Origin of the sequence: Geomicrobium sediminis, assembly GCF_016908595.1 — a bacterium.
GTDB lineage: Bacteria > Bacillota > Bacilli > Bacillales > Marinococcaceae > Geomicrobium_A > Geomicrobium_A sediminis.
On sequence record NZ_JAFBEC010000004.1, the window covers coordinates 151,202 to 164,348 of the forward strand.

Here is a 13,147-nt window from a genome sequence, read left to right on the forward strand (position 1 = left end):
ACTACTAATAAAGCGAGATGAACGCGATGAGACAACAATTATTTTTTAGTCCAACGATGCGTGATGTGCCGTCTGATGCTGAGGCGATGAGTCATCAACTCATGTTACGAGCAGGACTTATGCGCCAAACAGCATCGGGGATCTACTCGTATTTACCACTCGGACTTCGCATGATTCAAAAAATCCAAACGATCATTCGCGAAGAGATGAATGCCGCAGGTGCACAAGAGCTATTGATGCCTGCCATTCAACCTTCAGAGCTTTGGGAAGAATCAGGACGCCTCGGGGACTACGGACCTGAACTAATGCGACTGAATGATCGTCATGATCGTGAATTCGTACTCGGACCAACACATGAAGAAGTGATTACAACACTCGTGCGTGACGGCATTGCGTCGTACAAACGTTTACCAGTGAACTTGTATCAAATTCAAACGAAGTACCGCGACGAGCGCAGACCACGCTTTGGGCTTCTCCGCGGACGCGAATTTATCATGAAAGATGCGTATTCATTTAGCGTCTCAGATGATGAGCTAAACGAAACATACGAGTCTATGTACAAAACGTATGAACGAATCTTCAAGCGCTGTGGGCTCGATTTTCGTGCGGTTAAAGCTGACGGTGGTGCAATTAGTGGCTCTGCCGGTGAGACGCACGAATTCCAAGCACTCGCAGCAATTGGTGAAGACACGATCGCGTACTCGGATGCGTCAACTTTTGCAGCGAACATTGAAATTGCAGCAACGGCAGCACCAACAGATGAAGAGATCGGTGTTGAACAAGACCTCAAAGAAATCTCAGCAGACAATCTGGCAGCTGCGGTTTCTGGCAATTCAATTGAACTACGAAACACACTGTTTTTCGTAGATGAAAAGCCTGTGCTTGTCGTTTCGAAAGCTGAAGACACGATTAGTGATGTGAAGCTTAGTGGACACTTCAAGACGCTTGCGGTTCAAGAAGCATCGTCAAAAGAAGTTGAAGCATTGTTCGGTGTTGAACAAGCGTATGTTGGGCCACTTCATGCAGATGAAGGTCTAACAATCGTCGTAGATCACGGATTAACACACGTGAAAAACGCAACAACAGGTGCAAATGCGCAAGGGCAATACGTTACGAACGTTTCAATATCACGTGACCTAGCGGACGCTGATATCGTTGACCTTCGCATGATTAAAGAAGGCGATGCTTCTCCAGACGGAGTTGGTACTATTCAATTCGCACAAGGTATTGAAGTCGGGCAAGTATTTAAGCTTGGTACGAAGTATTCCGAAGTGTTAAAGGCTGAAGTTCTTGATGAGAATGGTCGTAGTCAACCATTGAAGATGGGTTGTTATGGCATTGGGGTATCTCGTACGCTTGCAGCGATCATTGAGCAGCACCATGATGAAAACGGCATCGTATGGCCACAGGAAGTCACACCGTTTGACTTGCACTTACTCGTTTTAAATGCAAAAGCCGACGAGCAAGTTGAGTTAAGTGAGAAGCTTTACGAAACCCTTCAACAAGACGGCTATGACGTATTGTATGATGATCGTAAAGAACGAGCGGGTGTGAAGTTCAAAGATAGTGATTTGTTCGGTTTGCCATTACGCATTGCTGTTGGTAAACGAGCGAGTGAAGGAATTGTTGAAGTGAAAGAGCGCAAAACAGGTGTTGTCCATGAAGTACATGTAGACGAGCTTGCAGCGTTTTTGAAAAGATAAATGCAAGGTGAGAGAGGGTGCGAGGAATCGTCTCTCTCTTTTTCATGATAGGATTTGAAAGAAGGTGTGCACGTCAGTGAGCGATCGCGTAAGACAAGAGAGGTTCCAGCTTTTACTAGAACAAATTGGTATTCCTGAAGAGATTAAAGAGAAAGAGCTTCGCGAAGGCTCGATCGAACGGTTAGAAGTCAATCGGCAACGACGTCATTGGCAATTTTACATTCAACTCCCATCGCCCGTAACGCCACTCGTCTTTGAAATGCTTGAAGAAAAACTCGTCTTTGCATTTCGCGAGATTGCATCCGTCGGATTTACGATGTCATTCAAGACAGGTGCACTGAACTTGGACAATGTTGAGTCGTTTTGGCCTGCGATTGTACGGAAAACAAAAGATCTCCCTGACCATATTCAACTCAAACTAGAACGTTTGAAGCCCCACGTATCAAGCAAAGGACTCGGGATTCGTAGCTTGAGTGATGCAGAAGCTACGTCTTTAGAGCGACAAGCTAAGCCCGTTATTGAAACAGCACTTCTTGAATGTGGTTTTGAGCGAATCAATGTGTATACGTATGTCGGTGCGGATGAAGAAGAAACACAACGATTCCAAGAAAAGAAAAAAGAAGAAGAACAGTCTAAAGTCATCGAAGCGATGATGGAGCGACAAAAACAAGAGAAAAATGCAGAGAACAGTGTAAAAAATGCACCTCTGCAGCTCGGGTATCCAATCAAAGACGATCCGATGCAATTAACATCGATTCAAGATGAAGAACGACGGGTAACTGTTCAAGGGTACGTATTTGACGTCGAAACACGTGAACTGAGAAGCGGTCGACTGCTACTTACGTGCAAAGTGACCGATTATAGTGACTCGTTGCTCGTGAAAATGTTCTCAAGAGACAAAGAAGACATCCCGATGATGCAACAATTAAAGAAGGGGATGTGGATCAAAGCACGAGGAAGCATTCAAAACGACACGTTCGTTCGTGACCTCGTCATGATTGCTAATGACATTACAGAAATCTCCATGGCAGAACGGATCGATGATGCGCCAGAAGGCGAACGTCGAGTAGAGCTTCACGCGCATACTCTCATGAGTCAGATGGATGCAACCATTTCTAGCTCACAACTCATTGAACAAGCAGCCAAGTGGGGTCACCGTGCGGTAGGAATTACGGACCATGGTGTCGTTCAAGCGTTTCCAGAAACGTACTCTGCTGCGAAAAAGCATGGCATTAAAGCGATTTATGGAATGGAAGCCAATTTAGTCGATGACGGGGTTCCAATCGCTTACAATGAAGCAAAACGTCATTTGCTTGAAGACACATTTGTTGTATTTGACGTTGAGACGACAGGGCTTTCAGCGGTCTATGATACGATTATTGAGCTTGCAGCTGTAAAGGTCGTAAACGGCGAGATTGTGGAGCGATATGAATCGTTTGCAAATCCTCACGTTCCATTAACCGCAAAAATTACAGAGCTTACAGGCATTACAGACAAAATGCTAGAAGACGCCAAAGAAGTAAGTCAACTCTTAGAAGAGTTTCGTGATTTTGTCGGTGATTGTGGTCTTGTCGCCCACAACGCAAGCTTCGATATTGGATTTATTAATGCTGGATACAAAAAGCTCGGTTGGCCTGAGGTTACAAACCCAGTCGTCGATACGTTAGAATTAGCAAGGTTCCTACACCCGAACCTTAGAAATCATCGTCTGAACACACTTTGTAAGACGTTTGATATTGAGCTTGTGAGTCATCACCGTGCAATCTATGATACAGAAGCAACGGCATACTTGTATTCAAAGCTTGCGAAGGATGCTCAAGAAAAAGACATTAATTATCACAATCAGTTGAATGACAACATGGGTCAAGGTGATTTCTATAAAAACCGACCGTCACATGTGACGATCCACGTATTAAATCAAACTGGTTTAAAGAATTTGTACAAGCTCGTTTCACTTTCGCATATGCATTATTTCCACCGCACTCCGAGAATCCCCCGTTCTAAATTAAAGCAACACCGAGAGGGATTATTTATCGGTTCTGGATGTGAGAAAGGCGAAGTGTTTGAGACCGCGATGCAAAAGTCACTTGAAGAGGCGGAGAAGGTCGCACAGTTTTATGATTACATCGAAATTCAACCACCTGCGTTGTACATGCACCTCATCGAAAAAGAAATCATTCGCACAGAAGCGCAGTTGTTTGATGTGTTGCGTAAAGTGCACAGTCTCGGAGAAAAGTTGGATAAACCGGTCATTGCAACGGGCAACGTTCATTACTTGGAACCGAGAGATTCGGTGTACCGTAAAATTTTGATCGGTTCTCAAGGTGGTGCGAACCCCCTTAACAACCAAACGTTACCGAAAGCGCATTTTAGAACGACGAATGAAATGCTAGAAGAACTTTCGTTTTTAGGTGAAGAAGCTGCGAAACAAGCCGTCATCGTCGAGCCGAACAACCTCGTTGATCTAGCAGATGACGTGCAGCCAATTCCGAGCGAGTTGTATACACCGACAATTGAAGGTGCCGAAGATGAAATGCGTGACATTACGTACGGCAAGGCGAAAGAAATCTATGGTGAAGAGTTGCCTGAAATTGTTGAAGCGCGACTTAAGAAAGAACTCGACAGCATTATCGGTCACGGTTTTGCGGTGATCTATTTAATTTCCCAAAAGCTCGTAAAGCGTTCGCTTGAAGATGGCTACCTTGTAGGTTCAAGGGGTTCAGTCGGATCATCGTTCGTTGCAACGATGTCAGAGATTACAGAAGTGAACCCGTTACCGCCGCATTACGTCTGTCCGAAATGTACGCATTCAATCTTCTTTGATGACGGTTCAGTCGCATCTGGGTACGACTTACCGAAAAAAGAGTGTGAGAAATGCGGAACGAATTACGACCGTGATGGGCAAGACATTCCGTTTGAGACGTTCCTCGGATTTAAAGGGGATAAAGTTCCCGATATTGACTTGAACTTCTCAGGAGAGTATCAACCACGGGCACACGCCTATACTCGGGATTTGTTCGGTGAAGAAAATGTATATCGTGCCGGTACAATCGGTACTGTAGCGGAAAAGACCGCATACGGATACGTTCGCGGATACCAAAACGATCACGGCCTTTATTACCGTGGTGCAGAAGTTGATCGACTCGTTTCAGGCTGTACAGGAGTTAAGCGAACGACAGGGCAACACCCAGGTGGAATTATCGTCGTTCCCGAAGAATACGATGTGCATGATTTTAGCCCAGTTCAATTTCCTGCAGATGACAAAAATGCGACGTGGAAGACGACGCACTTTGATTTCCATTCCATTCATGATAACTTGTTAAAACTCGATATACTCGGACACGATGATCCGACCGTTATTCGTATGTTGCAAGACTTAAGTGGGATGGATCCAAAGGACATCCCACTTGATGACAAAGAAGTTATGAAAATCTTTGAAGGCCCAGAAGTATTAGGTGTTACGAAAGATCAAATTATGTGTAAGACGGGGACGTACGGAATCCCTGAGTTCGGAACACGCTTCGTTCGTCAAATGCTTGAAGAAACAAAGCCGAAGACATTCTCAGAGCTACTGCAAATCTCAGGCCTTTCACACGGTGCAGACGTGTGGCTAGGAAATGCTGAAGAGTTAATCCGTGACGGCATTTGTGAGTTAAAAGACGTTATTGGTCTTCGTGATAACATTATGGTAAACCTGATTTACAAAGGGCTTGAGCCCGGTCTTGCCTTTAAGATTACCGAGTTCGTACGTAAAGGAAAAGGGTTGCAAGAAGAGTGGATTGAAGAGATGCGAAAGCATGACGTGCCAGAGTGGTACATTAACTCTTGTTTAAAGATTAAGTACATGTTCCCGAAAGCCCATGCTGCGGCCTACGTACTCATGGCAGTACGTATTGCCTATTTCAAAGTTCATCATCCGATTCTTTTTTACGCAGCGTATTTCAGCGTAAGAGCGAGTGATTTTGAAATTGACACGATGCAAAAAGGCGGAGCTGCCATTCGAGCGCGAATTGAAGAAATTAACGCCAAAGGTTTTGACGCATCGCCTAAAGAGAAAAACTTAGTTACCGTGCTAGAACTTGCCCTTGAAATGTGTGAACGTGGTTTTGAATTTAAAGATGTAGACTTGTATCGTTCTGAAGCGACGGCATTCCTCGTAGAAGACGACGGGTTGATTCCACCGTTTGGGGCACTTGAAGGTGTCGGTGCAAATGCTGCCAAGTCCATTGTTGAAGCACGAGTAGACGGCGAGTTCCTTTCTAAAGAAGATCTTCAACAACGAAGCAAAGCGACCAAAACGGTCATCGAACACCTCGACCAAAGCGGAGCGCTTGAAGGCTTGCCAGATTCCAACCAGCTGTCACTGTTCTAATCCGTAACCCTTAGGCATTTGCAATGTCTGGGAATATGTGCTATCGTTGTTATCGGTGACAAACGGATAAGTTTTTATGAAAGAGTGGGGCTTCCCCACTCTTTCTTGTATGTAATAAGTCGATTCCGATAAAGTATTGATTGTCGCAGCAAGGAGGGAAACGATGTCACAAAACATTCAAACCGCCGTTTCAGAAATTACCGAACCGATCCTTCAAGAACTTGGAATGGAACTCGTTGATATCGAGTACAAAAAAGAAGGTAAAAACTGGTTTTTACGTTTGTTCATCGACCATCCAGACGGAATTGGACTCGATGAATGTAGCCTCGTAAGTGAGCGAGTGAGCGAAGCGTTAGACCGTGAAGATCCAATTGAAGGATTTTATTATTTAGAAGTAAGCTCGCCAGGTGCTGAACGACCGCTCAAGAAAGAGAAAGACTTTGTCGAGGCGGTTGGCAAAAACGTTTATGTAAAAACGTATGAGCAATTGGACGGTCAAAAGGAATTCGAAGGCAATTTGACAAGCTATGAAAATGAAACATTAACGATTGCGATTCGTGTGAAGGCACAAGCGAAAACGATCACGATTCCACGAGAAAAAATTGCTACAGCAAGGCTATCTGTACTCTAAGCCGTAGTACTACTTGAAGGGGGATATGTTCCGTTATGAACAGCGACTTTCTAGATGCTTTAACGACGCTAGAAGAAGATAAAGGCATCGAAAAGGAAATCGTGTTAGAAGCGATAGAAGCAGCACTTATTTCTGCATATAAACGTAATTTTAGCCAAGCTCCAAATGTCCGTGTTGACATTAACCGAGATAATGGTGAGATTAAAGTTTTTGCAAGAAAGCAAGTCGTTGAAGAAGTGTTTGATCCAAGACTTGAAATTTCAATTGAGTCAGCAAAGGAAATTCGTGTTTCCTACGAGTTAGATGACATTGTTGAAATCGAAGTAACGCCGAAAGATTTCGGTCGTATTGCGGCCCAAACCGCAAAACAAGTCGTTACACAACGTGTACGTGAAGCAGAGAGAAGCATCATTTATTCTGATTTCATTGACCGTGAAGAAGATATTATGACAGGGATTGTTCAACGCCAAGACCACCGTTTTATTTACGTTGATCTTGGGAAAGTTGAAGCGATCTTGCCTCAAAATGAGCAAATGCCAAATGAGGAATACAAACACAACGACCGTATTAAGTCGTATATTACGAAAGTAGAAAAAACGACTAAAGGTCCACAAATTATGATTTCAAGAACTCACCCAGGTCTTCTAAAGCGTTTGTTTGAATTAGAAGTTCCAGAGATTTATGATGGAACTGTAGAGATTCGTTCCGTCGCTCGTGAAGCAGGAGATCGCTCTAAGATTTCTGTGTTTGCTCAAGACCCAGAAGTTGATCCTGTCGGTTCATGTGTCGGTCCAAGAGGTGGACGTGTTCAGACGATCGTAAACGAACTTAAAGGCGAGAAGATCGATATCGTTGAGTACTCAGAAAGCCCGGTTAATTACGTAGGTAACGCATTAAGTCCATCAAAAGTACTCGATGTTCAAGTGAATGAAGAGGAAAAAAGCACACTCGTCATTGTGCCAGATTACCAACTTTCACTTGCGATCGGTAAGCGCGGACAAAACGCACGTCTAGCAGCGAAGTTAACAGGCTGGAAGATTGATATTAAGTCTCAATCAGAAGCAGAAGAACTTGGTATTTACGATCCGAGTACGGCTCGCGTACCTGGAGAACCTTCGAACGAAGAGTCTGACTTTGACGGTCAGGTTGAGGAGCAAGAAGAAGAATGAAGCAACGCAAAGTCCCGATGCGCAAATGCATCGTCTCCAATGAGATGAAGCCGAAGAAAGATTTAACACGCATTGTGCGTGACAGTGAAGGTCATGTTGCAGTAGACCTCACAGGCAAAAAAAACGGTCGAGGTGCTTACATTACAAACGATCGTGAAAGCTTTCTGAAGTTGAAGGATAAGGATTTATTATCTCGTCATTTAAAAGTAAAAGTCACAACAGAAGATTACGAACGATTAATTGAAGAAAGTAGAGGGAACGATTCATGACCGATGAAGCTTTTTATCGCTTTTTAGGGTTGTGTATGCGCGCTGGTAAACTTGTCAGTGGGGAAGATACGGTTCTTCGACTTGTTCGTGATCGCAAAGTCGATTTAGTACTCATCTCAAACGATGCGTCTAACAATACAGAGAAATTGTTTCATGCGAAGTGTCAATCATACAACACACCGATTAAAACAGCAGGAACAAGAGAACATCTAGGTAGAGCAATCGGAAAGCAGGAGAGGGTTGTACTTGGCATAACAGACAAAGGGTTCGCCAAAAAACTGACATCGATGATCGATGATTAGAAGCTGGAGGTTATGTCTATGCCGAAAATGCGAGTATATGAATACGCTAAAACCGTTAATAAGTCCAGTAAAGATATTGTCAACGCCTTAAAGGCCAAAAATATAGAAGTTAACAACCATATGTCCGTGATTGATGATCATGCCATCAAACAGCTAGAGAGTGAATCAGCGGAGAGTAAGGATGGGAGTATGCAGAAAAAAGATAATCAGCAAGGGCAATCTGCCAATGCAAAGAAACCAGCGAAGAAAGTGGATAACTCTACGAGAAATCGTAAGCAATCACCACAACAAAACCAACGTCCACCACATTTAAGAGGTAATCGTGGACCAGGTAGACGTGGAAAGAGCAAGAAGAATCGTCCGAAAGAAATGGCTAAGACGCCAGACAAAATCAAGATTTCAGGTAGTTTATCTGTTGCTGAACTCGCTGAAAAGTTAAGAAAAGAATCAGCGGAAATCATTAAAAAGCTTATGGGTATGGGCGTAATGGCGACAAAGAACGAAGAGCTTGACGTTACGACAATCCAACTCCTTTGTGAAGATTTCGGTGTTGAAGTTGAAGAAGAAGAAATCGTCGATGTCCTTGATATGGATCTATACGAAGAAGAAGACGCACCAGCTGACTTAGGCGTTCGTCCTCCAGTCGTAACGATTATGGGACACGTTGACCACGGGAAAACGACGCTTCTTGATGCGATACGTAAAACGAAAGTAACGGACACTGAAGCAGGCGGAATCACGCAGCACATCGGTGCATACCAAGTTGAAGAGAACGGCAAGAAAGTAACGTTCCTCGATACACCTGGTCACGCCGCATTTACGACGATGCGTGCGCGTGGTGCACAAGTAACTGACATTACGATTCTCGTTGTTGCAGCAGATGATGGTGTTATGCCACAAACGGTTGAAGCACTTAACCACGCTAAAGCAGCGGAAGTACCAATTATTGTAGCGGTTAACAAAATGGATAAAGAAAACGCCAATCCTGATCGCGTTATGCAAGAGTTAACAGAGCATCAGCTCGTTCCTGAAGCATGGGGTGGAGAAACGATCTTCGTTAACGTTTCTGCCGTTAAAGGCGAAGGCATTGATGAATTGCTAGAGATGATTCTACTCGTTTCTGAAGTAGAGGAATTCAAAGCAAACCCTGATAAGCGTGCGCAAGGTACAGTCGTTGAGGCTGAACTTGATAAAGGACGTGGACCGGTTGCTACGTTGCTCGTTCAAAACGGTACGATGAACGTCGGTGACCCGATCGTTGTCGGTAACACATTCGGTCGAATTCGTGCGATGGTCAACGACTTAGGACGTCGCGTGAAAACTGCTGGTCCATCTACACCAGTAGAAATTACAGGACTAAGTGATGTGCCTCAAGCAGGAGATCAATTCCTCGTCTTTGAAGATGAGAAAAAAGCTCGCCAAGTCGGTGAAGGCCGTCAAGCAAGAGCAAAAGAAGCTGAACGTAAACAGTCTTCTAAAGTTAGCCTTGATGATCTGTTTAATCAGATCCAAGAAGGGGAACTTAAAGAAATCAACGTCATCATTAAAGCCGACGTTCAAGGTTCTGCTGAAGCAGTTAAAGGCTCATTAGAGAAGATTGACGTTGAAGGTGTGAAAGTAAACATCATTCATACAGCAGTTGGTGCAATTTCAGAGTCTGACGTTATTTTAGCATCGGCTTCAAACGCAATTATCGTCGGATTTAACGTTCGCCCAGATGTGAATGCGAAACGTACAGCTGATTCTGAGAAAGTAGACGTTCGTCTTCACCGTGTGATTTATGACGCAATCGAAGAGATTGAGTCAGCGATGAAGGGAATGCTTGATCCAGAGTTCGAAGAAAAAGTACTCGGGCAAGTGGAAGTTCGTCAAACGTTTAAAGTATCGAAAATCGGTACAATTGCTGGAAGTTACGTTCTCGAAGGAAAAATCACTCGTGATAGTAGCGTTCGTGTAATTCGTGACGGTGTGATCGTTTACGATGGTAAAGTTGATGTATTAAAACGTTTCAAAGATGATGTTAAAGAAGTTGCAACAAACTACGAATGTGGGGTTACACTTGAGAACTTTAACGATGTCAAAGAAGGCGACATCATTGAGCCTTACAAGATGGTTGAAGTTCCAAGAACGTGATAGGCGTCATTCATCTTGAATGCTCGTTGCCAGACTCACATTCTCTAAAAGAGAAACGATCGGTGTTACAAAGCATTCTTACGCGAGCAAGAAAGCGCAATTTGTCTGTATCCGAAATGGATAAACAAGATGCATGGCAACGTACGGTGTTGTCTGCAGCTTGTGTGAGCAATGATAAAACCGTCATTGAGAAAGAATTGCGTGTGCTAGAAAACATGATTGAGATGCACGAAGATATTGAGTGCATCTCAATATCGTTTGAATGGTTATAACACCTAATCGAATAACGATTGAGGTGGAAGTATGAGTCAAATGCGTGCACAACGTGTCGGTGAACAAATCAAAAAAGAGTTAAGCGACATCTTAATGCGAGGCGTCAAAGACCCACGCGTACAATTTGTAACCGTAACAGGTGTAGACGTAACGGGTGACTTACAACAAGCAACCGTTTATGTCACCGTATTAGGTTCAGATGAAGAGAAAAGCCAGGCGCTAGCCGCATTGAAAAAGGCGAAAGGGTTTGTTCGTTCTGAAATTGGCAAGCGGATTCAGCTACGTAAAACGCCTGAGCTTGACTTTGAATTTGATGAGTCGATTGCCTATGGTAATCGCATTGAAGAGCTATTGAAAGATATAGATAAAGGGGATTAGTACGCCTATGCAAAGCGGAATATTACCTTTGTACAAGCCAGCAGGCCATACGTCACACGATATGGTCGTTAAAGCTCGGAAATGGCTACAAACAAAAGAAGTCGGTCACACAGGAACGCTTGATCCTGCTGTGACTGGCGTTTTGCTTCTATGCATTGGAAGAGCGACAAAGCTCGTTCCAATGTTAATGGAGCGCCCGAAAGCTTATGAAGGTATTGTGTCACTCGGAGCGACAACGACGACTGAAGATGCTGAAGGTGAGATTCTTGACAAGGTCGAGCTTCACGAAACGCCAACAGAAGAAGCGGTCGATCACGTTTTGAAGCAATTCAACGGCGAGATTACACAAATCCCTCCGATGTATTCGGCTGTAAAAGTAAAAGGAAAGCGCTTATACGAATACGCACGAGAAGGTATTGAAGTTGAAAGGCCGAAACGTCAAGTGACGATTTACGATGCAAAGCGTACGGGAGAGATTAGCCTAAACGGAACATCTGCACACTTTCCAATCTCTGTAATGTGTTCAAAAGGTACGTACATACGAACGTTTGCAGTTGATGTCGGGCAGGCGCTTGGGTTTCCGGCACACTTGCATTCTTTAACACGGACGATGAGCGCCGGAGTTAAAGACTCTCAATGTGTAACGGCGGAGCAAATGGAGGCAGCTTCTCTTGAAGAGCGGATGTCTTATCTTCTACCCATCAGTGAAACGCTTCAACACCTTCCACATATGGAATTAAGTGACACGCTGTTTAACTTGGTGAAAAACGGTGCGGTGCTTGATGAATCGGATGTATCGGTTCCGTTTGAGCAAAAGCTTGTGTTTACGTACCAAGGCACACTCGTTGCGATCTACGAGCATCATCCGAACAAGCCTTCGAAGATTAAACCAAATGTAATGTTACGAAGACCTTCTTAAAAAGAAAGAGTGACGCGTATGCAAATCCATTACCTAACAAAAGGGCGAAGTGAAGAAGAACGTAACGACAACCCTGCGGTTAGCGTTGCGCTTGGATATTTTGATGGTGTTCATCAAGGGCATCAACGAGTCATTCAAGAAGCGAAAACAAAAGCAAAAGAACGAGGCGTCGAAAGTGCGGTGCTTACGTTTCACCCTCATCCAAAAACGGTACTCGGAAACGACCCTGTCGATGTATACGATGAGATTACGCCGCTTGATCAGAAAATCAAAGCGATCGAGTCAGTCGGTGTTGATCATGTGTTTGTCGTCACGTTTGACCGAGAACTTTCGAGTTTATCTCCTCAACAATTTGTCGATACTTATCTTATTCCAATTCATGCTGTGCACGTTGTCGCGGGTTTTGATTATTCCTATGGCAAGTTCGGCAAAGGTTCTATGGAGACGATGCCAGAGCATAGCAAAGGACGCTTTACGACGTCTGTCGTAGAGAAATGGGAACAAGAAGGCGAGAAAGTAAGTTCGACTCGTATTCGCCAAGCGATTAAAGACGGTCAGATGAGGCTTGCACAATCGTTACTGACGAGACCATATCAAATCGATGGGAAAGTTATACGCGGAGACCAACGTGGACGTGAACTCGGCTTTCCAACTGCGAACCTCTCATTAGACGTACCGTTCATTACGCCAAGTACTGGTGTTTACGTCGTAGATGCGATCGTTATGGGTCGTGTGTACCCTGCGCTATGCAATATTGGCTACCTGCCAACGTTCTTTGATGATCGTAAAGAAGTGAGTATTGAAGTGTACTTACTCGACTTTGACGGAGATCTGTATGAGGAGACGATGATCGTCCAGTTTTATGAGAAACTTCGAGATGACGTGAAATTCTCATCAGCGGATGCTCTCGTTGCTCAAATGAAAGATGATGAAAAAAAAGCGTTAGAATACTTTAAAATCAGCTGAATCTCTTGCATTTTTGTTTGAAAACAGGTATT

Annotated in this window: 11 protein-coding genes; all 11 read left to right on the top strand. The window is 44.1% G+C overall.

Going from position 1 to position 13,147, the window contains the following annotated elements; translation table 11 throughout:
• Positions 1-26 precede the first annotated feature (26 nt).
• Positions 27-1,703: a proline--tRNA ligase gene (locus JOD17_RS08340; protein WP_204696967.1), complete on the top strand. Its 1,677-nt coding sequence runs from the start codon at positions 27-29 to the stop codon at positions 1,701-1,703.
• 76 nt (positions 1,704-1,779) lie between these two features.
• Positions 1,780-6,075, top strand: coding sequence for a PolC-type DNA polymerase III (locus JOD17_RS08345; RefSeq protein WP_204696969.1), 4,296 nt, complete (start codon positions 1,780-1,782; stop codon positions 6,073-6,075).
• A gap of 163 nt (positions 6,076-6,238) precedes the next feature.
• Positions 6,239-6,706, top strand: coding sequence for a ribosome maturation factor RimP (gene rimP, locus JOD17_RS08350; RefSeq protein ID WP_042415682.1), 468 nt, complete (start codon positions 6,239-6,241; stop codon positions 6,704-6,706).
• Between the two features lie 35 nt (positions 6,707-6,741).
• Entirely contained in the window at positions 6,742-7,875 is a 1,134-nt protein-coding gene (gene nusA, locus JOD17_RS08355) for a transcription termination factor NusA (protein ID WP_042415684.1), read from the top strand.
• Complete coding sequence (gene rnpM / locus JOD17_RS08360; protein ID WP_204696970.1) at positions 7,872-8,144, top strand: RNase P modulator RnpM; 273 nt, start codon at positions 7,872-7,874, stop codon at positions 8,142-8,144. Before nusA ends, rnpM begins: the two co-directional genes overlap by 4 nt.
• Entirely contained in the window at positions 8,141-8,446 is a 306-nt protein-coding gene (locus JOD17_RS08365; protein WP_042415691.1) for a YlxQ family RNA-binding protein, read from the top strand. The genes rnpM and JOD17_RS08365 overlap by 4 nt, the downstream gene beginning before the upstream one ends.
• An 18-nt stretch (positions 8,447-8,464) precedes the next feature.
• Positions 8,465-10,579, top strand: a complete 2,115-nt coding sequence (gene infB / locus JOD17_RS08370; RefSeq protein WP_042415692.1) for a translation initiation factor IF-2 — start codon at positions 8,465-8,467, stop codon at positions 10,577-10,579.
• A complete protein-coding gene (locus JOD17_RS08375) occupies positions 10,576-10,851 on the top strand; it encodes a DUF503 domain-containing protein (protein WP_169962244.1) in 276 nt (91 codons plus the stop codon). The genes infB and JOD17_RS08375 overlap by 4 nt, the downstream gene beginning before the upstream one ends.
• A gap of 31 nt (positions 10,852-10,882) precedes the next feature.
• Positions 10,883-11,230 (top strand): 30S ribosome-binding factor RbfA, encoded by a 348-nt coding sequence (rbfA, locus tag JOD17_RS08380; RefSeq protein ID WP_204696972.1) that lies wholly within the window; start codon positions 10,883-10,885, stop codon positions 11,228-11,230.
• A gap of 7 nt (positions 11,231-11,237) precedes the next feature.
• Positions 11,238-12,149 carry a tRNA pseudouridine(55) synthase TruB gene (gene truB / locus JOD17_RS08385; protein WP_204696974.1) on the top strand — a complete coding sequence of 304 codons (912 nt, stop codon included), beginning with the start codon at positions 11,238-11,240 and terminating at the stop codon, positions 12,147-12,149.
• Positions 12,150-12,167: 18 nt separating this feature from the next.
• A complete protein-coding gene (gene ribF / locus JOD17_RS08390) occupies positions 12,168-13,115 on the top strand; it encodes a riboflavin biosynthesis protein RibF (RefSeq protein ID WP_204696975.1) in 948 nt (315 codons plus the stop codon).
• Positions 13,116-13,147 lie beyond the last annotated feature (32 nt).